This window comes from Bradyrhizobium sp. CSA207, assembly GCF_029051685.1.
GTDB lineage: Bacteria > Pseudomonadota > Alphaproteobacteria > Rhizobiales > Xanthobacteraceae > Bradyrhizobium.
This window is the reverse complement of record NZ_JAACFT010000013.1, coordinates 174,795-197,681: the sequence shown is the minus strand read 5'-3', so window position 1 is coordinate 197,681 and position 22,887 is coordinate 174,795. Positions and strand designations below refer to the sequence as shown.

18 protein-coding genes and 1 pseudogene are annotated in these 22,887 nt (G+C 62.8%); 6 read left to right on the top strand and 13 right to left on the bottom strand.

Going from position 1 to position 22,887, the window contains the following annotated elements:
- Nucleotides 1-156 precede the first annotated feature (156 nt).
- Nucleotides 157-3,264: a DEAD/DEAH box helicase gene (locus GWG65_RS17025; RefSeq protein ID WP_275196711.1), complete on the bottom strand. Its 3,108-nt coding sequence runs from the start codon at nucleotides 3,262-3,264 to the stop codon at nucleotides 157-159.
- Between GWG65_RS17025 and GWG65_RS17020 the strand changes: the two genes are divergently transcribed.
- Nucleotides 3,263-3,556 carry a hypothetical protein gene (locus GWG65_RS17020; protein WP_275196733.1) on the top strand — a complete coding sequence of 98 codons (294 nt, stop codon included), beginning with the start codon at nucleotides 3,263-3,265 and terminating at the stop codon, nucleotides 3,554-3,556. The genes GWG65_RS17025 and GWG65_RS17020 overlap by 2 nt on opposite strands.
- A 43-nt stretch (nucleotides 3,557-3,599) precedes the next feature.
- On the opposite strand, the pseudogene GWG65_RS17015 reads toward GWG65_RS17020, so the two are convergent.
- Both GWG65_RS17015 and GWG65_RS17010 read right to left on the bottom strand, forming a co-directional pair.
- Nucleotides 3,600-3,719, bottom strand: a pseudogene (locus GWG65_RS17015) (cysteine hydrolase); the annotation flags it as partial.
- A 124-nt stretch (nucleotides 3,720-3,843) separates the two neighbouring features.
- Complete coding sequence (locus tag GWG65_RS17010) at nucleotides 3,844-5,031, bottom strand: CoA transferase (protein WP_275196710.1); 1,188 nt, start codon at nucleotides 5,029-5,031, stop codon at nucleotides 3,844-3,846.
- A gap of 164 nt (nucleotides 5,032-5,195) precedes the next feature.
- Between GWG65_RS17010 and GWG65_RS17005 the strand changes: the two genes are divergently transcribed.
- Nucleotides 5,196-6,083 carry a hypothetical protein gene (locus tag GWG65_RS17005; protein ID WP_275196709.1) on the top strand — a complete coding sequence of 296 codons (888 nt, stop codon included), beginning with the start codon at nucleotides 5,196-5,198 and terminating at the stop codon, nucleotides 6,081-6,083.
- A gap of 243 nt (nucleotides 6,084-6,326) precedes the next feature.
- Here GWG65_RS17005 and GWG65_RS17000 read toward each other — a convergent pair whose 3' ends face one another.
- Genes GWG65_RS17000 through GWG65_RS16980 form a run of 5 tightly spaced genes read right to left on the bottom strand, consistent with a single transcriptional unit; the run spans nucleotide 6,327 to nucleotide 11,638 of the window.
- Entirely contained in the window at nucleotides 6,327-7,337 is a 1,011-nt protein-coding gene (locus tag GWG65_RS17000) for a nitronate monooxygenase family protein (protein WP_275196708.1), read from the bottom strand.
- Between the two features lie 21 nt (nucleotides 7,338-7,358).
- Nucleotides 7,359-8,546 carry an acetyl-CoA C-acyltransferase gene (locus tag GWG65_RS16995; RefSeq protein WP_275196707.1) on the bottom strand — a complete coding sequence of 396 codons (1,188 nt, stop codon included), beginning with the start codon at nucleotides 8,544-8,546 and terminating at the stop codon, nucleotides 7,359-7,361.
- A 14-nt stretch (nucleotides 8,547-8,560) separates the two neighbouring features.
- Nucleotides 8,561-9,685 carry an acyl-CoA dehydrogenase family protein gene (locus tag GWG65_RS16990; RefSeq protein ID WP_275196706.1) on the bottom strand — a complete coding sequence of 375 codons (1,125 nt, stop codon included), beginning with the start codon at nucleotides 9,683-9,685 and terminating at the stop codon, nucleotides 8,561-8,563.
- 23 nt (nucleotides 9,686-9,708) lie between these two features.
- The gene (locus GWG65_RS16985) at nucleotides 9,709-10,890 is read right to left on the bottom strand and encodes an acyl-CoA dehydrogenase family protein (protein WP_275196705.1); all 1,182 of its coding nucleotides are present in this window, start codon (nucleotides 10,888-10,890) and stop codon (nucleotides 9,709-9,711) included.
- Nucleotides 10,891-10,900: 10 nt separating this feature from the next.
- Nucleotides 10,901-11,638, bottom strand: a complete 738-nt coding sequence (locus tag GWG65_RS16980) for an SDR family oxidoreductase (RefSeq protein ID WP_275196704.1) — start codon at nucleotides 11,636-11,638, stop codon at nucleotides 10,901-10,903.
- A 59-nt stretch (nucleotides 11,639-11,697) separates the two neighbouring features.
- Here GWG65_RS16980 and GWG65_RS16975 point away from each other — a divergent pair, with 59 nt between their 5' ends.
- The 3 genes from GWG65_RS16975 (at nucleotide 11,698) to GWG65_RS16965 (ending at nucleotide 13,578) form a co-directional block, all read left to right on the top strand.
- A complete protein-coding gene (locus GWG65_RS16975) occupies nucleotides 11,698-11,859 on the top strand; it encodes a hypothetical protein (RefSeq protein WP_275196703.1) in 162 nt (53 codons plus the stop codon).
- A 296-nt stretch (nucleotides 11,860-12,155) separates the two neighbouring features.
- On the top strand, nucleotides 12,156-12,899 hold the full coding sequence (locus tag GWG65_RS16970) for an SDR family NAD(P)-dependent oxidoreductase (RefSeq protein WP_275196702.1): 744 nt from the start codon (nucleotides 12,156-12,158) through the stop codon (nucleotides 12,897-12,899).
- 1 nt (nucleotide 12,900) lies between these two features.
- A complete protein-coding gene (locus GWG65_RS16965; protein WP_275196730.1) occupies nucleotides 12,901-13,578 on the top strand; it encodes a glutathione S-transferase family protein in 678 nt (225 codons plus the stop codon).
- 33 nt (nucleotides 13,579-13,611) lie between these two features.
- On the opposite strand, the gene GWG65_RS16960 is transcribed toward GWG65_RS16965, so the two are convergent.
- Complete coding sequence (locus tag GWG65_RS16960; protein WP_275196701.1) at nucleotides 13,612-14,811, bottom strand: CaiB/BaiF CoA-transferase family protein; 1,200 nt, start codon at nucleotides 14,809-14,811, stop codon at nucleotides 13,612-13,614.
- A 102-nt stretch (nucleotides 14,812-14,913) separates the two neighbouring features.
- Nucleotides 14,914-15,546: a 2-hydroxychromene-2-carboxylate isomerase gene (locus GWG65_RS16955; protein WP_275196700.1), complete on the bottom strand. Its 633-nt coding sequence runs from the start codon at nucleotides 15,544-15,546 to the stop codon at nucleotides 14,914-14,916.
- Nucleotides 15,547-15,784: 238 nt separating this feature from the next.
- Here GWG65_RS16955 and GWG65_RS16950 point away from each other — a divergent pair, with 238 nt between their 5' ends.
- On the top strand, nucleotides 15,785-16,297 hold the full coding sequence (locus tag GWG65_RS16950) for a helix-turn-helix domain-containing protein (protein ID WP_275196699.1): 513 nt from the start codon (nucleotides 15,785-15,787) through the stop codon (nucleotides 16,295-16,297).
- 33 nt (nucleotides 16,298-16,330) lie between these two features.
- On the opposite strand, the gene GWG65_RS16945 is transcribed toward GWG65_RS16950, so the two are convergent.
- From GWG65_RS16945 to GWG65_RS16935, 3 genes are all read right to left on the bottom strand, one after another.
- Entirely contained in the window at nucleotides 16,331-18,133 is a 1,803-nt protein-coding gene (locus tag GWG65_RS16945) for an AMP-binding protein (protein ID WP_275196698.1), read from the bottom strand.
- A gap of 55 nt (nucleotides 18,134-18,188) precedes the next feature.
- Nucleotides 18,189-19,388 (bottom strand): ABC transporter substrate-binding protein, encoded by a 1,200-nt coding sequence (locus GWG65_RS16940; protein WP_275196697.1) that lies wholly within the window; start codon nucleotides 19,386-19,388, stop codon nucleotides 18,189-18,191.
- Between the two features lie 385 nt (nucleotides 19,389-19,773).
- Nucleotides 19,774-22,884 carry an efflux RND transporter permease subunit gene (locus tag GWG65_RS16935; protein WP_275196696.1) on the bottom strand — a complete coding sequence of 1,037 codons (3,111 nt, stop codon included), beginning with the start codon at nucleotides 22,882-22,884 and terminating at the stop codon, nucleotides 19,774-19,776.
- Nucleotides 22,885-22,887: the final 3 nt, after the last annotated feature.

Sequence of the window (22,887 nt, the reverse complement as noted above, 5' to 3'; positions counted from 1 at the left end):
CTTTCACGCCGGTCATTTGGGGTTGGGATCTTCGAGGTCTGCGCCAGGCTCATGCAGCCGTCCGCATCCCGACCAACCGGGGGCACTGCGTGCGGTTCCCGAGCGCGAAGAAGTCGCGGTGCGGTCTCCGCTGCGCGTCCTATCCCGCTGCCGCCATCACGTGTCGTCGAGAAGGTCGAGCAATTCCTCGACCCGCTCGAACGAGGCATCCCGCATCGGACTGTGGTAGACGACGCGATCGCCATCGCGCTGCAGCGATCGTCCCCTGGATTTCCGTAACCGTCCCGGCAGGAACGTCGCGGCCACCGCCTCGGGGCCGACATCAAGACGGACGATGCCTCTGCGCTTGCATTCAAGCCTCAGCCTGGCTGCTGCAAAGAAGTCGCGCGCCATCGGCGGCAGCGGCCCGAAACGGCGGGAGGTTTCCTCCTCCAGATCGTCGACATCGTCCTCGCTCAGGCACCTTGCGGCACGGGCATAGAGTTCGAGCCGCACGGGCTCCGACTGCACATAGGTTTCCGGAAGCATGTCGGCGACCGGCAGATTGAGGTCGGGCACCCACATCTCGATTCGTCCGTCATCGGCCTTTTCCGATGCCATTTTCAGGAGGTGGCTGTAGAGCACGGGTCCGAAGACCTGGACATGGCCGGATTGCGCTTCCGAAAACAGATCCCCCGCACCTCGCAGATCCAGATCGCGCTCGCTGATGGCAAAGCCCGCGCCCGGCCGGCTGAACTCCTCGAGAACTGCAAGCCGTTTCTCGGACTGACCGGACGCCGTCTCGGTCAGCAAATATGCGAAGGCGCGTATGCCGCTGCGGCCCACCCGCCCGCGCAACTGGTGAAGCTGGGCAAGACCGAATTTTTCAGGCCAGCACACCACGATCGTGTTCGCGCGCGGGATATCGAGGCCGCTCTCCACGATGTTGGTCGCAAGCAAAACGTCGGCTCCCCCTTCGACGAAGCTCATCATCCGGTCGTCGATCTCGTCGGCAGGCAATCTGCCATGGAGGCAGACGATGCGAAGATCGGGCGCCACCGCCTGCACGCGTGCCAGCAGTGGATCGAGATCCTGGATGCGTGGACAGATCAGGAAGCTCTGCCCGTGGCGCCTTTGCTCGCGCAGCAACGCCGAGGCGATGGCGGCATCCGACAACGGAGCGATTCTGGTTGCGACCGGAAGCCGATGAACCGGAGGCGAGGCGATGATGCTCAAATCCCTGAAGCCGGCAAGACCGGCGGCGAGAGTCCGCGGGATCGGCGTCGCGCTCATCCAAAGCGCGTGGAGATTCTTGGCCAGTGCCGACAGCTTCGCTTTCTCGGCTGCGCCAAAATGCTGCTCCTCGTCGACGATGACGAGGCCAAGATCGTCGAACTTCACGTCCTTCGAAGCGAGCGCCTGCGTGCCGACCACGATATTCATCCGGCCGCTGCGCAAGCGCTCTTTCGTCGCCCGCACCTCCGCGCCTGACGCGGCCCGCGATAGGCTGCCCACTTCGATGCCGAACGGAGCGAAGCGCTTGCTGAACGTTGCGACGTGCTGCCGTGCCAGCACGGTCGTCGGCACCGCAATCGCCACCTGCTTGCCCGACAGCACCACGGCGGCCGCCGCCCGCAGCGCCACCTCGGTCTTGCCGAATCCCACGTCGCCGCAAACCACGCGGTCCATCGGGTGGCCGGATGCAAGATCATCCAGCACATCGCGGATGGCTGCCGCCTGGCCGCTCGTCGTGAAATAGGGAAAGCGCGCGACGAATTTCTCGTAGACGGGGCCCGGCGGAACCAGCTTCGCAGCGCGCCGCCGGCGGCGCTGACTGATGTGCTTGGCGAGCACCTTGCCGGCGATCTGAATCTCCCGCTCAGCCTCGGTGCGGCGAGCCCACCACGTGCTGCCATCCGCCTTGTCGAGAGCCACTTTGCCGCGCTCGGCCGCATAGGGCCACATCAAGGCCAGATCAGGCGGCGGGACGAGAGCCGCGTTGTCGCCAGTGAACCCAAGCCTGACCATCTCGCGCCACGCGCCGCCCCCCGTGTTCACGGTCTGCAAGCCATCGAGCACGGCAAGGCCCCGCTGGAGATGGACCACCACCGTGCCCTGCTCCGGCACGTCGGCATGATCGAAGGCTGCGCTGCCGCTTCTGGCCATCGGCTGCGGATGATGCGCCCGGCTGCCGAGCACGTCGGCAGCCGTCACGACGACGAGAGCCTTCTTGCCGGCGACGACGAAGCCCGCATCGAAATCGGCCAGCAGCGCCGCTTCGCGATCGCGTCCGCTCGTCACCTCGTTCCAATCCGCCAGACGCTCCGCCCTGACGCCGCTCATCCGCTCCATCGCACGCAGATCCTCCTCCTGCGCTGCAACGAAGATCAGCCGCGAACCGGCTCGCCGCGTCTCTTCGACGAAGCCGCGAAGGGCTTTCCTGGAGGACGTCAGCTTTGAAAACTCCGGCGTCGGTTGGAATCGGGCAGCCTGCGGCAACACCTTCATGCCCCTGCTCGCCTGCTTCCATTCGCGCGGGCCCAAATATTCGCGCTCCCTGTCGGCGCGGCCCGCCGCCTCCTCGATCGTGCTCAGCCAGCCATCGGCATGCAGCGGGACCCCTGCATCCGCAATCCATTTGGCTCGTCCGCAATATTCGAACAGCGTCGCGCGCTTGCCGCGTTTGCCGGCGAAGCCGAGCCGCTCCGACATCGGATCGACCAGAAGCTCCCGGGTCTCGAAAATGATGTCGTGCTGTTTCGGGTCGAACGCCACGATGCGGCGTATCGCGCGAGCCGAATGCTCTATCCGGAACGGACCAAGCGCGCCGGCGGGAAATATCTCGAATGTCTGGCCATGAAACAGGCCGCCGCCCGGATAATCCGGCTCCTCGTCCAGATCGTATCCAAGGCTTTCGAGACGCGCGCGAAGCTCCTGCTCGGCGAACGCGCCGCCGACCTTCAAGCTGATATTCAGGCGTGAGAGACTCGCCGGCGGCGGCAGGCGCTCCATCACGGCTTCGGCAGTCGAGATGAGAAAGATCGGGCGTTTGGATTTCGCAAGACGTCTCAGCACCGAGGCGCGGCGCCCTGCGATCTCGCGCGACGGCTCCAATTGATCGAACGGCAAGGTGTTCAATCGCGGAAACACCAGCACCTCGCAGGACGGGTCGAGCGCATGAATGACGCTGCCGAGCCGCTCCGCCCTGCTCTCATTCTCGGCGAGAAACACGAGGCCGCTGCGGCCGGACTGCTTCCATTGGGCGAGCAGATGAAGCGCCATCATGCCAAGCGGCGACGACGATGAGATCGCAGCGCGTTGCACCGCCTTGCTTGTCTTTGGCGACCTCTTGTTCGGCGAGCGCCTGTTTGGCGAACGCTTCTTTGGCAGGCTCTTGGTTCGCGAGCTGGTTCGCGAAGTTTTGGCCGGCCGAGCTTTTGGGGAATGCCGCACGTTAATCCGTTTCTGGTCGTCAACGATCGTCAATTGCACGCGAGCCGAACTAAATTCGATTCGGCGGTCCATCGCCATGCATATGGGATTTGCCGTGCGAACGCACGCGTCCTATCAAGTCTAGCGCGAAGTGACGGTTGCAGGCAAACGCGAGAAATAGCGCGAGAAACGACCCTCTCCATCCAGGGCGTTTCCCAGAGACCGCCACGGGCGAAGATGTTCTGCATGTCGATGCAGAGGTGAACGGCATTGCTGATGTCGGCGACATCCGACTTGCTGTCCCTCATGGTCTTCCACCGTCAGATGCTTGCACGGCCGACGCCGCACGCCTGCGGTAGAATTCCGCCGGCCGTGGTTTCGTTCCTGCTGAACGGGTGACGAGCAGCGCCGGCGCGCAGCGGTGCATTCCCGCTATATGATCCCGCCTTGCCGAAGCGCCGCAATCGCGGCCGCGTCATAGCCGAGTTCGGCGAGGACAAGATCGGTATGCTCGCCGAGCAGCGGCGGACGGTTTGCGATTTCTCCCGGCGTTTCAGACAGCCGGACGGCCGCGCGCGCGACCGGTGCGGGTTTCGGCAGGCCCGGATAATCGACATCCTGCATGAATCCGGCGGCGCGAATATGCGGATGATCCAGCGCCTGTTGCGGGCTGAGGACCGGACCGGCCGGAATCATCGCAGCTCCCAGCGTGTCGACAGCCTCCTGTGTGGTGCGCTCGGCGCACCAGCGCGCCATCCGCGCGCTGATAACGGGACCGTTGTCACCGCGTTTGAGATCGTCGGCAAAGCGCGGATCGTTCAGCCACTGCGCCTCCTCACCCATCAATCTGGCCCAGCGAATGAACAGCGGATGCCCCGTGACCTGGCACAGCACCCAGCCGTCCTTGGTGCGATAAAGATCGGCTGGAGCTGCGGTCTGGCCGAGATTGCCGGTCGGAACGCGATTGACTGATATCACCGCCTGCTCGATCAGCGTGGCGTTGGTGAAGGACAGCGCGGTCGCAAGCAACGCGCCCTCGACGATCTGCCCGCGCCCGGATTTGCCGCGCTCGATCAGCGCGGCGAGCGTCCCGAACGCGCAGTGCAGCGCGGTTCCGAAATCGACCCAGTTCACCGCGGCCCTGTAAGGCGGATCCCCAGTTCCGGTCATGTACACCGAACCCGACATCACCTGCCCGACGCCGTCGAAGCCGACGCGGTCGGACCAGGGCCCCGGCCCGCCGAATGCGGTCGCCGTCGTCAGGATGATGTCGCGCTTGATTGCCTTGAGCGAGTCGTAATCGAGCTTCATCGCGCGCAAGGTCTGCGGCGGCAGATTGGCGACGACCACGTCGGCGGTCTTGACCAGGGCGCGCACCACCTCCTGGCCCTCCGGCCTCATCGGATCGAGCGTGATGCACTTCTTGTTGCGGTTGATCTGCAGGAACAGCGCGCCTTCGCCGCCTTCGCCGACCGGCGCGACGAAGCGATCCTCGCTGCCGTCGCGCTTTTCCACGCGAATGACCTCGGCGCCGAACTCGGCCAGCAATGTCGCGCAATACGGCCCGGCGATATAGCGCCCGAAATCGAGGACGCGCACGCCCTCCAGAACTCCCCCCATCGATCTCTTTCCCTTATAATTTCGGCCAGATTACAGGGAATGATTGCCACGGCAAGATGGCCGGCAGCATGCCTCGACCGGCAGATGTGATCGCGCTACGGTTCAACTGCTCGACGTTCTGCTCTAGTGTAACCTATCCGTCATCCCTACCCAGAGCCGCATCCATGCCGCAACAATTCGACCGATCCAAAGAAGATCTCGGCAACGCGATTCATTTCGAGCATGTCAACATCCAGGTTCCGGATCAGCGCCTGGCAAGCTTATTCTACGTCACGGGACTTGGACTCACCCGCGATCCCTATCTGATGGTGTCCGACACCAACATGTGGATCAATGCCGGACGGAGCCAGTTTCACCTGCCGAGCGGCAGGCCGCAGGTGCTGCGCGGTCATATCGGGCTGGTCATCAAAGGCCGCGAGGCGCTGCTACAGCGGCTGGCGTCGGTCGCAAGCAAGCTCGAGGGCACGGCGTTCGCATTCGCCGAGCACAACGGCTATGTCGAGGCGACCTGTCCGTGGGGCAACCGCCTGCGCTGCTATGAGCCGGACGCGGCGCGTTTCGGACGCATCGCGCTCGGCATCCCCTATGTCGAATTCGAGGTGCCGGTTGGTACGGCGCCTGGAATTTGCGCGTTTTATCCGGAGATCATGGGCATGCCGGCCGAATTGTGGAATGGCGATGGCACGGTTGCGGCAGTGAAGACGGGCCGCGACCAGCACCTCTTGTTCCGCGAGACCGATCGGCCCCAGCGCGACTATGACGGGCACCATGTGCAAATGTACATCACCGATTTCTCAGGTCCCTACCGCAGGCTAAAGGCGCGCAACCTGATCTCCCGCGAGGACAACCAATACCAGTACCGGTTTTGCGACATCGTCGATCTCGGCAGCGGCAGGCCGCTGTTCACGCTCGAGCACGAAGTGCGCAGTGCGACGCACCCGATGTTCATGCGGCCGATGGTCAATCGCAATCCGGCGCTCACCAACCGCAATTACGCATTCGGCCACGATCAGACATCATGGGCGATGGGGCCGGAGCAGTACGAGGGATAGGGAACGGCGCGGTTCACCTCTCCCCAGCGAGGAGAGGTCGGATTGCGCCTGGCGATGCGAAGCATCGTCCAGTGCAATCCGGGTGAGGGGCCGCAGCGCTCAGTGAGCCTGTAACCCCTCACCTGAATCGCATCTTGCGATGCGATCCGACCTCTCCCTTCGGGAGAGGTGACGAATGCCGCGCCTGCATCGATATAACCAAAACTCAGCTTACTCTAAGGCATTCGCTCGCACTGGTCTTCGTCAGGCAACGGCGCGCGTGGCCACAGTCGAGACCGTACCGTCGAGGAATCCGGTCAGCCGCTGCCGGATGATCTGCTCGGCTTCCATCATGATGCGGTCGATCAGCTCCTTCACCGTCGGGATATCGTTGATCAGCCCGACCACCATGCCGCAGCTCCAGGCGCCGGCGTCCATCTCGCCGTCGACCATCACCCTGGGGTAGACGCCCGCGACCTGCTCATGGATGTCCTCGATCTTGAGGCTCGCCCCCTTCTCCCGCTCGACTTCGAGCAGGTGATCGACACCCTTGTTCTTCAGCACGCGCTCGGTGTTGCGCAGCGCGCGCATCACCAGCACGGTGTCGAGTTCGGTGGCTTTGACCAGGGCCTGCTTCACGTTGGCATGAACGGGGGCTTCCTTGGTTGCGACGAAGCGGGTGCCCATGTTCATGCCGGCGGCGCCCATCGACAGCGCGGCAACGAGGCTGCGCGCATCCGCCATGCCTCCCGAGGCCACGAACGGAATCTTCAGTTCATCCGCCGCGCGCGGCAGCAGGATCATGTTCGGAATATCGTCCTCGCCGGGATGGCCGCCGCATTCGAAACCGTCGACGCTGACGGCGTCGCAACCGATCCGCTCGGCTTTCAGCGAATGCCGCACCGAGGTGCATTTGTGGATCACCTTGATGCCGGCCGCCTTCAGCGCCGGCATGTACGCTTCCGGGCTGCGGCCGGCGGTCTCCACCGCCTTGACGCCGCCTTCCTTGATGGCGGCGATATATTCCGGATAGGGCGGCGCGGTGAAGCTCGGCAGGAAGGTCAGGTTCACACCGAACGGCTTGTCGGTCATGTCGCGGCAGCGCGCGATTTCCTTCGCCAGCAACTCCGGCGTCCGCTGGGTCAGGCCGGTGATGATGCCGAGACCGCCGGCGTCCGACACCGCAGCTGCCAGCTCGGCGAAGCCGACATAATGCATGCCGCCCTGGATGATCGGATGCTGGATGCCGAACAGTTCAGTAATTGCTGTCTTCACGTGCGCTTCTCCGCTTTCCGATCAGTTGACGATTTCGAACAGGCCCGCCGCGCCCATGCCGCCGCCGATGCACATAGTCACCACGCCGTACTTCGCCTTGCGCCGCCGCCCCTCGATCAGGATGTGCCCCGCAAGCCGGCTGCCGGTCATGCCATAGGGATGGCCGATCGCGATCGAGCCGCCATTGACGTTCAGTTTGTCCGGATCGATGCCGAGCTTGTCGCGGCAGTAGATCACCTGGACAGCATAGGCTTCGTTCAGCTCCCAGAGATCGATGTCATCGATCTTCAGTCCGTGCCGCTTGAGAAGGCGCGGGATCGCCGCGACCGGACCGATGCCCATTTCGTCCGGCTCGACACCGGCGGCGACGAAGCCGCGGAAGATGCCGAGCGGCTTCAGGCCCTTCTTGGCGGCGATCTTGTCGCTCATGATCACGCAAGCCGATGCGCCGTCGGAGAGCTGGCTGGCATTGCCCGCCGTGATGGTCTTGCCTTCGAACACCGGCTTGATCTTCGCGAGTGCTTCCGCCGTGGTCTCGGGGCGCGGACCTTCATCCTTCGACAGCGTCACCTGCTGATAGGTAATCTCCTTGGTGTCCTTGTTGACGACAGCCATCCTGGTCGTGATCGGGACGATCTCGTCATTGAAGCGACCAGCCTGCACCGCGGCACCGATGCGGCGCTGACATTCGAGGCTGTATTCGTCCTGCCGGTCGCGGCCGATCTTGTAGCGCTCGGCGACGATCTCGGCGGTGTCGAGCATCGGCATGTACATCTCCGGCTTCATCGCCATCAGCTCGTCGTCGACCGCATGGAATCTGTTCATGTGCTCGTTCTGCACCAGGCTGATCGATTCGATACCGCCTCCGATTGCGACCTCGACGCCATCCAGCATGATCGAGCGTGCCGCGACCGCTATCGCTTGCAGGCCGGAGGCACACTGCCGATCGATCGTGGTGCCGGCGACGGTGACCGGCAGGCCGGCACGAATCGCTCCCTTGCGGGCGACGTTCATCACCATGGTGCCCTGTTGCATCGCGCAACCCATCACCACGTCCTCGACCTCGCCGGGCTCGATGCCTGCGCGCCTGACCGCTTCGGCCATCACGTGGCCGGCCATGGTCGGCCCCTCGGTGTTGTTCAGCGCACCGCGATAGGCCTTGCCGACGCCGGTGCGCGCGGTGGAAACGATAACTGCCTCTGTCGTCATGCTTGCCTCTTTTGCTACGCAGCCGCGTCGAGCTGCACATAACGCAGCAAGTGGTGAGCGGGATCGCCGAACTGGATGTTGATGGAGGAGATTCGCTTGAAGTAATGGCCGACATTCAATTCGTCGGTCATGCCCATGCCACCGTGGAGCTGCACCGCCTGGTCGGCGATGAACTTGCCGGCATAGCCGACTTTCGACTTGGCGCCGGAGGCGAGACGCGAGATACCGCTCTCGCCGGCGCCGAGGCTGAGGTTGAGATGCTGCATCAGGGAAAGCGCCTCCTGATGGGCGATGAACATGTCGACCATCCGGTGCTGCAGCACCTGGAAGCTGCCGATGGTGACGCCGAACTGCTTTCGGGCCTTGGAGTATTCCAGCGTCGCGGAGTTCAACTCGGCCATCGCGCCGACCGCCTCGGCGCACAGCGCGCCGATGGCCCGATCCCGGCAGGCTTCCAGCAGGGCGACGCCCTCGCTGCCGAGCAACTCGCCGCGAACGTCGCGGAATGTGATTTCCGCGGCGCGGCGGCCGTCGATGGTCTTGAAGCTCCGCAGATCGAGATTGGCCGCCCGGGCATCAACGACGAACAGGCTGACCCCGCCGCGATCGTCGCGCTTGCCGGCGGTACGCGCCGAGACGATGAGATAGTCCGCCCAGGGCGCGGCGATGACGGCGGTCTTCTCACCACTGAGCATGTAGTCGTCGCCCTCGCGCCGCGCCGTGGTCGCGACATTGGCGAGATCGAAGCGCGAGCCTTTTTCGGTCCAGGCCAGCGCCCAGATCTTCTGTCCGGCGATGATATCGGGAATGAAAGCCTGCTTCTGCTCTTTGGACCCTGCATGCTCGATCAAGCCGCCAGCCAGCACGACCGTCTCGACATACGGCTCCACGACAAGGTGACGGCCGAACTCCTGGGCAACGATCATGGTGGACAGCGGGCCGCCACCGAGTCCGCCGCTCTCCTCGGAGAAAGGCGCGCCGAGCAGGCCGAGCTCCGCAAAGGCGCCCCACTGCCTGCGGCTCCAGCCGTCTTCGCTGGCGACGATCTTGCGGCGCGTCTCGAAGCTGTACTGGTCGCGTAGCATGCGCTGTACGCTGGAGCGCAACAGTTCCTGCTCTTCCGTGAACTGGATATCCATCCGATCCTCTCGTTGCGCTGTTGCTAGAGACCGAGCACCGCTTTGGCTATGATGTTGCGCTGGATCTCGTTCGATCCGCCGTAGATGCTGAGCTTGCGCGCGTTCAGGTACTTTTCCGACGCGGTGTGGATGTAATCAGGACCCGGCATGAACTGGTTTGCGCTCAACGGTTGCTCGCGAAGCGCGAGGCCATAATTGCCGATGGCACGATGCGTCAGCTCGGTAATCCCCTGAAAGATCTCGGTGCCGCGGATCTTGAACAGCGAGGCCGCAGGACCCGGATCGATGCCGCGTGCCATCTGGGCAATGACCCGCAGCTCGGTGGCCTCGAGCGCAAGCACGTCGAGCTCGATCCGGCCGATCTCCTTGCTGAGTTCGAGATGCGCCGGATCATCCGCAGGGATCTCCGCCTTCACGATCTTCTTCAGCCGGTCGAGATAGCGCGTCGACCGGCCGATCCCGGCCATGCTGGTGCGCTCGTTGCCGAGCAGGAATTTTGCGTAGGTCCAGCCCTTGTTCTCCTCGCCGATCAGGTTCTCGACGGGCACGCGGACGTCTTCGAGGAAAACGTCATTGACCTCGTGCGATCCGTCGATCGTGATGATCGGACGCACGCTGACGCCGGGCGATTTCATGTCGATGAGGAGGAACGAGATGCCGGCCTGAGGCTTGGCCGAGGGATCGGTGCGCACCAGGCAGAAGATCCAGTCGGCGTGCTGCGCCAGCGTCGTCCAGGTCTTGTGGCCGTTGACGATGTAGTGGTCGCCGTCGCGCACGGCCTTGGTCCGGACCGTGGCGAGGTCCGAGCCCGAGCCCGGCTCGGAATAGCCCTGACACCACCAATCTTCGCCCGAGAGGATCCGCGGCAAGAACTTCTGCTTCTGCGCGTCGTTGCCGAAGCTGTAGATGACGGGACCCACCATGGTTACGCTGAACGCCAATGGCGGCAGCGTCCCGGCCCGGCTGGTTTCCTGCTCGAAGATGAAACGCCGGGTGATCGACCAACCGGGTCCGCCATATTCCTTGGGCCAGAGCGGCGCGATCCAACCCTTCTTGTAGAGAATGCGGTGCCAGAGCAACGATTGCTCTTTGGTCAGATCGGTCTCCGGATTGGGGACCCGCATTTCCTTCGGATAGTTCTCGGCAATGAAGGCGCGCACCTCATCACGGAAGGCCGCGTCTTCAGGAGACAGTGCGAGTTCCATCGGGCGCGTCCTACCACTTCTCACCGAAGGGGCGGATTTCCATCTCGAAGGTCCAGGCGCTCTTCGGCTGCTGATAGAGCTGCCAATAGGACGTCGCGACCGAGGCCGGCGGCATCAGCAGATCCGGATCGTCGAGCGCATTGGGGCCGAGCGCTTCCAGGCGCCGCTGCCGGACCCATTCGGTGTCGACGCCGGAATCGATAATGAGGTGGGCGACATGGATATTCTTCGGGCCGAGTTCGCGCGCCATCGCCTGCGCCACAGCGCGCAGTCCGAATTTGGCGCTGGCAAAGGCCGCATAGCCGCTGCCGCCACGCAAGGACGCGGTCGCGCCGGTGAAGAAAATGTTGCCCTGACCGCGCGGCAGCATCAGCCGGGCCGCCTCGCGCCCAGCGAGAAAGCCGGAGTAGCAGGCCATCTCCCAGACCTTGCGGAACACGCGCTCGGTCGTGTCGAGGATCGGGAAGTTGACGTTGGCGCCAATGTTGAAGATGCAGACATCCAGAGGCGCGTGCTTGTCGGCGTCATTCAGGAAGGAGATGATCTCCTCCTCTTTGCGCGCGTCGAGCGAGCGCGCCTGGATCTCGCCGCCGGCGGCCTCGATCTCCTTGACCAGCGGCGCCAGCTTGTCGCCGTTGCGGCGGCCGACGAGGACGGTGAAGCCCTCGGAGGCGAACTTCTTGGCGATCTCGCCGCCGATGAAATCGCCCGCGCCGATCACGGCGACGGTTGCATTTCTCTTTTTCAAGGATCTTCTCCCGGTTAGGTTAGGCTCGCTGTGTGCGAAGCTGTTCTGTCGGACCTGGAATGTGGGCCGCAATTTTCGCGGCCGATGACGATGCGCTCATCCGCTCTCACCGCGCCAGCGCGCTGACGGAGGGTACCATGGCCGGCGGCGCAGTCCTCGACCGGCGTGGTTCGCTCCAGGGCTTTGCGCTCCAGGGCTTTGGTAGGCTGGTGGCGAGTTGATTGATCGATGCGGCTCGGCAAACCGATTGCAGTCTGATCAAGACCAAGCGCTTGCGACAGTTTCGCCACGACCAACCGCCTCCCGACTGAAGAACATCGACGCTTTTCAACGTTGCGCCTCCCTGCGAACATGCGTTCTTTTTTAGAACTCGTCAATCGCTATTTTGCTGCCACGGCCGGATCAGGAAACGGCAACTTCGCTGCCATATTCCTGGACTCTCGAGAACTCGGTTTACAACGCGACTTTCAGCCGATACCCATAGCGTATCAAATAAGAACTTATGGGAGAGACGAGCATGGGAGAAAGTCGCGGAGTCGCGATGCTGGTCGGCGCGGGTGATGCCATCGGCGCTGCCGTTGCGCGGCGGTTTGCAAGCGGCGGCTACACTGTTTGCATCTGCAGACGCGATGCGGCCAAATCCCAGGCGCTTGTCGATGAGCTCAGGGGGAAAGGCCACAGCATCCATGCCTTCAGTGTCGATGCCCGGCAGGAAGCGGAGGTGCAGAAGCTGTTCGCGGACGTCGAACGCGACATCGGCCCGATCGAGATCTGCCTTTTCAATGCCGGATCGAACGTCAACAAGCCGCTGCTGGAGACCACGGAGAAGCTCTTCTTCAAGGCCTGGGAGCTAGCCTGCTACGCCGGTTTTCTGGTCGGACGCGAAGCCACGCGCGTCATGCTGCCGCGCGGGCGCGGCACCATCTTTTTTACCGGTGCGACCGCAAGCATCCGCGGCAGCAAGGGGTTTGCCGCGTTCTCATCGGCAAAATTCGGCCTTCGCGCGCTGGCCCAGGCCATGGCGCGCGAGCTCGGGCCCAAGAACATTCACGTCGTCCATCTCATTATCGACGCCGGCGTCGATAGCGAAGCCATTCATCAGCGCATGAAGGCGGCCAGGGGGATCGAGGCCAGCGAGATCCCTCCCGACAGCCTGACCAAGACCTCCTCGATTGCCGAAGCGTATTGGTTTGCCCATCAGCAAAGCCGCGACGGCTGGACCCATGAACTCGATCTTCGCCCCGCTGCAGAGAAATGGTGACATGAGCGACAATCCAGACCTCACTTTGTGGGGCGTCGGGACAAGCCGCACCGTTCGACCACACTGGGCGATGCACGAGCTGGGTCTGGCCTACAAGGTCAAACCGATCGGCCCGCGGACCGGCGAGACCAAGACCGCCGAATATACCAGGCTCAATCCGCGCCAGAAGATTCCGCTGCTGCAGGACGGCGACTTCCGCATCGGCGAAAGTGCCGCGATCGTCGCATATTTGTCGCGCATGTACTCCACGCCGGAGCGTGCATTGATTCCGGAATCCACCCGCGATTATGCCGCGTGGCTGGAATGGTGCTTCTTTATCGTCACCGAACTCGACTCCACCAGCCTGTACGTGATGCGCCGTCACAGCGCCGATGCGCTCGGTCCGATCTACGGCGTCGCGCCGGAGGTGGTCGCTCAAGCCGCGGAATATTTTCGGGCACAGTTGCGCCATGTGGAGGTCGCGCTGTCCGATGGCCGACAGTTCCTCATGGGCGACCGCTTCAGCAGCGCCGATATCCTGCTGACGACGTGCCTGGACTGGGCGGTCGCATACGGTGTCGGCATTTGCGACAATGCGCAGCCTTATCTCGAGCGTATGCGAAGTCGGGAGGCTTACCAGCGCGCGGCTGCGGCGAATGTTCCGACGGCACCGATTACGCCGATGCCTGCCAAGGCCTGAGAGCCGATCGCCGGTCGCGCGAAGCGCTTCGCCCTACACGGCGACGCGCAACGTGCGCGCGGCGACCATGCTGTCGATCGCGTCATCGTCGTAACCCAGCTCGCGCAGCACCTCGCGCGAGTGCTCGCCGACGCGAGGGGCCGGTCCGCCGATTGCGGCCTGGTTGACCTCGAAGCGGGCTGCGGGCTTGGGCTGCCGCACCCGGCCGACCTTCGGCTGATCGAATTCCGCGATGATGCCGCGCGCCACCACCTGTTCATTGTGAATGATTTCGCCGCGCCGCAGGATAGGCGCGCAAGGGACATCCGCAGCATCCAGACGCTCCAGCCATTCGGCGGTGGTGTGCTGGCCGATATATTCCGCCATCTTGTTGATGCGCGCCGTGGCGTTGACCGAACGCGCTGACGGGGTCGCAAACCGGGTATCCTTGGCAAGCTCGGGATCGCCGGACGCACGACAGAAGCCCTGCCATTCGGAATCGGAGATGGTGCCGGCGGTGATGTAGCCGTCGCTGGTCTTGAACACGAGATCCGGCCGGTCATTGGGATCGGCCGCGGCGGCCGCGGCTCCGACCACCGTGTACTGCATCATGCCTTCCGGCCAGAGGTAGGAGATCATGGCATCCAGCATCGCGACCTGGATATGATCGCCCTGCCCGGTCTTCTCACGCGCGTAGAGCGCCGCCGCCACCGCCTGCGCGGTAAACACGGCGGTCGTCTTGTCGCACACGATGGTGCGGATCATCTGCGGGCGATTGGTGACCGGCTGCGACTGGATATCGGCAAAGCCCGACAGGCCCTGAATGATCGGGTCGTAGACGCGCTTCTTCACATACGGTCCGCTCTCGCCGACGCCGCTGATCGAGACGTAGATCAGGCGCGGATGGCGCCGGCGCAATTCTTCGACGCCAAGGCCGAGGCGCTCCATGGTGCCGGGCCGGAAGTTCTGCACCAGCACATCGGCCTGCGCGACCAGTTTGGCCAGCACCTCACAGCCGGCCGGGCTCTTGACGTCGATCGAGAGCGAACGCTTGCCGCGGTTCGACGAGATGAACAGCGCGGAGAACTCGCCGTCCTTGTCGATGGTGGCTCGGCTGCGACGGGTGATATCGCCGCCGATCGGCTCGATCTTGAGCACGTCGGCGCCCTGATCTGCCAGAAACATGGTCGCAAACGGGCCCGACACTACGCCGGTCAGATCGAGGACACGAACGCCGCCAAGCGGACCAGCCATTTCACTCTCCCTGGATCTTTTTTTTCTGCCAACGGGCTGAGGGTAAACTCTAGCTTCCCGCCAGCCCCTTCGCCACAACACGCCCGGACCGCAAGTCGGTAACTAGCCGGTTTTGGAAACTGGCTGCCGGCTCTGTTCGACGATCGATTCCTCGACGTCCCGGAGCTGATCCTTGCCGAAAAACATCTCCTTGCCGACGAAGAACGTCGGCGAACCGAAAGCACCGCGGCTGACGGCGTCATTGGTCGAGTCGATCAGCTTCTTCTTGACGTCATCCTGTTGTGCACGCGCGACCAGCCTGTCGATGTCGATCCCCGAGGAAGCAAATGCGCTCCGGAACACTTCGGGATCGTCCATCTTCTTGGGCTCTTCCCACATGTGATGATAGGCGGCGCGGAAATAGGGTTCGAACACGCCCTCGAACTGGGCCGCGACGGCGCCGCGCATCAGCATCAAGGTGTTGACTGGAAAGAAGGAGTTCTGACGAAATTTCGTGATGTTGTGACGCCGGATAAACCGCTGGGTCTCGAGCGCCTGGTATTCCGGCTTGTTCTTGATCCCGCGAAGCGAGTCGAACGGCGACATGTTGCCAGTCGCCTTGTAGATGCCGCCAAGCAGGACCGGGACGTACTCGAATTTCACGCCGGTCCGCCGCTCGATCCCGGGAATGGCGACTTCCGCCAGATAGGCGTTCGGGCTGCCGAAATCGAACTGGAATTCAACCTTGGGGGTCATGACCGCTTTCTCCCGCAGAGCGCATTGGATGATCTGAGACCGGCGATCCAATCGCATGGCTTGCCTGATCTCGTCTTTACAGTTCTAAAATTGAACTGTCAAATTTGGCCGGATTTATGCTGGTTTGGCCTAGTGATCGGGTATTGTTTGGAATTCAGTACCTATCTAGAATGCAAGGGAATGGAACAGCCTCCGCGACGATTCGAGGCGGCCATGCCGGGACGACTGGAGAGTACGGATGAAGTGGAAGGAACTCGAGGAAGAGCCGTGTTCGATGGCCCGGACCATTGGCGTGATCGGCGACCGCTGGACGCTTCTGATCCTGCGCGAATGCTTTCTGCGTACGCGGCGCTTCGAAGGATTTCAGTCGGCGCTCGGAATCACCCGCCATTTGCTTGCTGAACGGCTGAAGAAGCTGGTTCGGCTGGGCATCCTGCGCCGCATTCCCTACCAGGAAGCGCCCAAGCGTCACGAATATATCCTGACCCAAAAGGGCCTCGATCTCTATCCGATCATGATGGCGCTGGTGCATTGGGGCGACACTCACATGGTCGACGAGCGCGGCCGGCCGCTGCTACACCAGCATCGCAAGTGCGGAAAGGACTTCGACCCGGTCATGGTATGCTCTGAATGCGGCGAGCCGCTCCTCGCCAAGGAGGTTCATACCCATCCAGGCCCAGGCGCCCAAAGCCCGCTGACGATAGAGGCACCTGACAAGCCGAAGGCAAAGGCGCGCCGCAGCGCCGCTTGAGCCGGCCACCGGCATCACGCACTGAACGCATCCTCAGACTCGAATCACAGCTGCGTCGGGTTCGTTGCAGTGGAGACGGTCCGCCTGTTCAGCCCGGTGTTTGAGCACGGCACGTTGATTGACATAGGCCTTGTCGGTGATTTCTCCCGCGGCCAATGAAGGCGGATCCTTCAGCAGGGTGAATGAGCAGATTCTTTCGCTGCTTCCAACGGCCTCATTATATTCCCGCAAACGATGCCTCAGGAATTCGATCACCCGGGGGTCGCAGGTCAAATCCGCAGCCGGCGCGTTCGAAATCCGCGCAGCCTCGGTCGGATTCAGCCAGCACAGCAGCGCGCAGGCTTCACGATTTTCTCCGGCAACGACGACGTCCAGCAAGACGCCGCGCGTTGCGGCCAGGATGGCGGCACGCATAGTCCCGATCGCAACCCAGGTACCGTTCGCGAGCTTGAAGTTCTCGGAAATTCTGCCGGTGAAACGCAGACCGAGCTCCGGCTTCTCGGGATCGAGAAACGACACGGTATCGCCGATGCGGTAGAAACCCTCCTCGTCGAAGGCTTTCTCCGTCAGATCGGCCCTCCCGAGGTAACCGGGGGTGACGTTGGGACCCTTTACCCTGGCCTCGTACGTATCGGAAACAGGGATCAGTTTCAGCTGCACGCCCGGCGCGGGAAGACCAATCTCCCCGGGCCGATCCGTTGCCCAGTGGGTCGTGCTGATTGTCGGCGCGGTTTCGGTCGTCCCGTAGCCCGACATCACTGGAATCCGCCGGCCCGTGATCGATGATGTCAGCCGATAGAGTCTTTCAAGCGTGCCCTGCGAAATTGCAGCCCCCGCGTAGCTCAATCGATCCAGCCGCTTGAAGATGCTCGCGCCGAGGGCGGCATCGTTCTCGATGGCATCACACAAGAGATTATAACCGGCAGGAACGTTGAACATGGCCGTCGGCGAGATCTCCTTGAGGTTCGCCACCGATTTGTGAAAGAGCTGAGGCAGCGGCCGGCCGTCATCGATGTAGAGCGTCCCGCCGTTCTTGAGAATGCCGTGAAGAATGACGTTGCTGCCCATCGTATGGTGCCACGGCAGCCACTCGACCTGGACCGGCGCCTCCGGAGGCGACACCAGCAGGCTTCCCATTTGCAGGGAGCTCGCCATCATGCGGTGCGTGTTCAGAACGCCTTTTGGCAGACCGGTCGAACCGGACGTGAAGAGAATTTTTGCAACGGCGTCGCTGGGTATTGCACCCGACGCACGCGCGAACCCGTCGCAGTCCGTTCGATCCGTCAGGACGCGGAAGGGGGTCGTCTCCGGCGCGCCATCGACGCTGATCCAGGCCGCGTCTGCCAATTCGGGAATGGAGCGGGCTGCGGCAAAGTCCCGTCCGCTCTGAACGAAAACGAAGTTCGGCCGCAGCACCTGCGCGATGTCCTTGAGGCGCGCAAGGCCGCCGGGCATCAGCGTGTAGTTCGGCGATATCGGCGCCAGAATGACGCCTATCGACATCGCAGCAAAGGAGATCACCGCGTTCTCGATGGAGTTGCCCGAAAGCACCGCCAGCTTGTCAGCCGGCTTTGCGCCCATGTCGATCAGGCTTTGGCCGACCGCCTGGACCTGCGACCACGCCTGGCGATAGCTGATCTCGTCCCATCCCCCCTTGGCATTGCGTTGCGCGAGGAATATTCGCTCTGGAGCCGCGTTTGCCCAGCGCGGGAGAAAGTCGGTGACGCGCCAGTCGCATGGCCCCAATTCAAGCGGCGACCTCAATATGAGCGTGCCGTCGCTCCGGCGCTCGATGGACAGCTCCCTCGGCGCAAACCTCAGTGGCTTCGTCGACATCGAAAACGATCTCCTGAATTGCCGCGGGTGGATAGAGCGAGCGGGCTACGCCGGGTCACTCGGACCTGGCGTCCAGGACTTCTCCGAAGGCTTGCCACGTCGTGCCGGTCCAGCGCTGCAGCCGCATCTGCGTCCAGATCATGTTCTCGGTCTCGCTGGTGTTGACCTTGATCCCGGGCAGCGCAGTCGGAACGACGACATCTTTCAGGTTCTTGGCCTGCGCCAGAATGTTCTTCCGCGACAGATCATCACCGCATTGCTTGAGAATCTGCTCGAGCAGGACGCCTTGCTGATAGCCGGTCAGATAGCTGCCGTTGGTGATGTCGGCGCCCGGCAGATATTTGTCGAAAAATGCCCGGTAGGCCTGCATGCCCGGATCGTTTTTCCATGTCTCATCCAGGATATCCTTGTTGATCGTCCCGACCATCACGCCGACCGATTTGTCGAGGCCGGCCGGTGCAAGCGTGCCTCCGACCGATCCGGACGGGAAATTGATGATCACGGTCGCCTTCCAGCCGATCACCGAGGCTTGCCGGATGGCCTGAGCCGCGAACTTCGGCGTCCCCGCGATCACCAGGGCTTCGGCACCCGAGCTCTTCAGATTGGTAACCTGCGAGTCGATCGTCGGTTCGGTGACCTCATAGGACGCGCTGACGACCTTGCGGTCGAAATCCTTGCCGAGAAACGCCTTGAAGGCACCGAGGTAATCTTTGCCGAGATCGTCGTTCTGATAAAGGATGGCATATTTGGCGTTCGGCAACGTCCTCGTCAGGTATTTGGCGTAGATCTTTCCTTCGGTGTCGTAGCTGACAAGACCCGTGGTGATCAGCGGGTAGTTGGCGACGTCCGTGAACTTGGACGAGCCACTGACGATGGCGACACTCGGTACGCCCTTGGCCTTGAGGTATTTTGCAGTGGCCGAAATGCCGGGCGTGCCGAGCTGGCCGAACATGAACGACACTTCGTCGCTTTCGACCAGCTTGCGGACGTGCTCCACCGCCTTGGGAGGACTGTATCCGTCATCATAGGCGATGTAGTTGATCTTGCGTCCGTTGACGCCGCCGCGGTCATTCAAGGCCTGAATGTAGGCCATGAGTCCCTTGCCCACGAGACCGATCGATGACGCCGGTCCGCTGAAGGGAAAAACCCCGCCGATCTTGATCTCGGTGGCCGAGATTCCCGGCTCTTCGGCGGCGAATGCCGGCCCGCTCAAAAACAGAGTCAGAGCCGCAACGATCTTCCATCTCACCAACATTGCTCGTCCTCCCAAACGTGCACCCTTTTCGGGTACGTGGCTTTGTTTTGTTGCGCCGGTGGCTGCGCGATTGCAAAACGCATCCGCGCTGAACGGGTCCGCCGTAATCCGGCACGTCGCGGCCGTTGCGTCGGCCATCTTCCTTGCAGCCTACAGTTCTTTTTTTGAACTCGTCAAGCGATTAGATGATCATGCGCCGGGGGCCGTGAACGACAGGCCCGCGCTGGTGCGCAGACCCGCAGGCGCATTTGCGCGCTGGTGAACATGCCTTTTATACATTCTATTTTAGAACTATGCGCTACCCGAGCTCGCGCGGAGCGACGTGGCGCTCGCTTCACCTATTTAACGCCTACTACGAAGTAGTTGGGGGAGGATTCACCGAGCCCTACTCTGCGGCCATTGCTGTTCGCAATTCCGGTTCGTTCGCAAAATGGGCATGGAGCTCGTCCGAGGCCGGCTTGATTCGAAACCAGGCGACGTAGAGCGCAGGAAGGAACAGAAGGATCAGGACCGTGCCGACCGCCGTTCCGCCGATCAGCGTATAGGCCATCGATCCCCAGAACACGGAATGCGTCAGTGGGATGAATGCCAGCACGGCGGCGAGTGCGGTCAGGATCACCGGCCTCGTGCGCTGCACGGTGGCTTCGATAACAGCGTGATAGTCATCGAGGCCGGCAGCACGGTTCTCCTTGATCTGTTCGGTCAGGATCAGGGTGTTGCGCATCAGGATTCCCGCCAGTCCTATCAGGCCGAGAATGGCGTTGAACCCGAATGGCTGGTTGAAGGCGAGCAGCATCGGCACGACGCCGACGAGGCCGAGCGGTGCCGTCAGCATGACCATCGCCATCGTCGAGAACGACCGCACCTGCAGCATGATGACGATCAGCATGGCGGCGATCATGGCCGGAAAGACCTTCCCCAAGGCGTCGTTGGCCTTGGTTGCTTCCTCGATCGATCCGCCGAGTTCGATGCGATAGCCGGCCGGAAGGGATGCGATCAGCGGCTGAAGCGCCGTCATGATCTCCTTGGAAACCTCTGGCGGCTGGGTTGCCTCATTGATGTCCGAGCGGATCGTGACGACCGGGATGCGATCGCGGCGCTTGAGGATAGGCTCTTCCAGGCGCACCTCCGAATGGCCGATCTGATCGAGCGGAATCGCCCGGCCATCCCGGCTCATCAGCGAGAAATCCGCCAGACGCGTCGGATCCATCCGCTCGCCGCCTGCGCTGCGGGCCACGATGGGGACATTGCGGATGTCTTCCCGGACCTGCGTAACGGCGATGCCGGTCAGGAGCAGTTGCAGCTGCCGGCCGACCTCCGCGGGCGAGAGGCCGATGAGGTTCAGTCGATCCTGATCCGGGATGAAGCGGAGCACGGGTGTGCGATTGCCCCAATCGCGGTTCGCTTGCCGCGCGTCAGGAACGCTGCGCATGATATCGAGCGCTTTATCGGAGATCGCGTACAATTGCGCGGGATCAGGCCCCGTCACCCGAAACTCGACCGGGAACGGCGTATAGGGTCCGAACACGAGCTGCGTGACGCGCAGATGCGCCTCGGGTGCAAGCCCTTCCGACACGGCCTGTCTGAGCCGGTGCTTCAAATCCTCGCGCGCCTCCGCGTCGGGCGTAAGCACGACGATCTTGGCGAAGGCCGGATTGGGCAATTCCGGCGCCATCGCGAAGAAGAAGCGTGGAGCACCCTGCCCGATATAGCTCGTGACGATCTTGGCTTCCGATTGCTGGCCCAGCCAGCGCTCGAGCTTCTCGACCGTGGCGGCCGTTGTCTCGATGCTGGTGCCTTCCGGCAGGCGAACCTCCACCAGCACTTCGGGACGGTCGGACGTCGGGAAGAACTGCTGCTTGACGGCGCCCATGCCGACGCCGGACAGCGCGAAGGCAATGGCGACGATTCCGCAGGTTACGAATTTGTGGCGCACGGCGAAGGTGATGAGCGCTCGCAGGCGCCGATAATTCGGTGTGCCGTAGATCGCGTCGTGACCGCCTTCGATCGGTTTGATCGCCGGCAGCATCTTGACGCCAAGATAGGGCGTAAAGATCACCGCGATGATCCAGGAGACGATCAGGGCAAAGCCCACGACCCAGAAGATGTTGCCGGCGTACTCGCCGGCGGTCGAGCGCGCGAAGCCCACCGGCAGGAACCCGGCGATCGTCACCAGTGTTCCGGACAGCATGGGCGCCGCCGTGTGGCTCCACGCGTAGGCTGCCGCCGCGATGCGGTCCATGCCCTCTTCCATTTTCACCACCATCACCTCGATGGCGATGATGGCGTCATCCACGAGCAGACCAAGCGCCAGGATGAGGGCACCGAGCGTGATGCGATCGAAGAACCGCCCGGTTTCCAGCATGATGAGAAACACGACGGCAAGCGTCAGAGGGACTGCAGCCGACACGACGATACCGACCCGCCAGCCGAGGCTGAGCAGGCTGACCAGCAGCACCACGCCGAGCGCCATCGCGAACTTCATCATGAATTCGTCAACGGCCGAGGTGATGTTGACGGCCTGGTCGGACACCTTGTCGAGCGTCATCCCGAGTGGGAGTGTCTTTGCGATGGACGCCGCCTTGTCCTTCAGCGCCCTGCCGAGCGCGAGCCCGTCCCAGCCCTCCTGCATCACCGCCGCGAGCACGATCGTGGGCTCACCCTGATGTCGGATCAGGTAGGTGGGAGGATCCTCATAGCCGCGGCGGACCGCTGCGATGTCGGATAGCTTCAGTGTCCGTCCCGAAGCGACAATAGGCGTGTCGCCGATCGCCTCGACACTGTCATAGGCGCCGTCGATCCGGATGAAGACCTGCGGCCCCTGAGTGTCGATCGAACCCGCCGGCGTGACGGTGTTCTGCCGCTGCAAGGCGCCGATGATATCCTGTGCCGATACGCCGAGGGTTGCGAGCTTGGCGTAGGAAAACTCGATGAATATCTGTTCGGGACGTTCACCGAGGATGTTGATCTTCTTGACGCCGGGCACATGCAGAAGATCCTGGCGAATGGTCTCGGCTTGCCTCGCAAGCTCCCGCATCGGCATGCCCTTCGCCTTGAGGGCATAAAGGGCGAAACTCACGTCCGAATATTCGTCGTTGACGAACGGGCCGAGCACCCCGGCCGGCAGGTTGCGCGCTTCATCTGCGAGCTTCTTGCGGGCCTGATAAAACTCCTCCTGCACGCTGGATGGCGGGGTGCTGTCCTTCAATGTAACCGTCATATACGCGTAACCCGGCCGCGTGGTCGTCTCCACCCGGTCGTACCAGGTCAATTCCTGAATCCGCTTCTCGAGCGGTTCGGCGACGAGGTCCTGCATCTCGCGCGCCGTTGCGCCCGGCCATACCGTCGTCACCGTCAGGGTCTTGATGGTGAAGGAGGGATCCTCCGCCCGTCCGAGCATGAAAAAGGCGTAGGCGCCTGCGGCCGCCAGCAGGATAATGAAGAACAGGGTGACGGCCCGTTCGCGAACGGCGATCGCGGAAAGATTGAGGTTCATCTG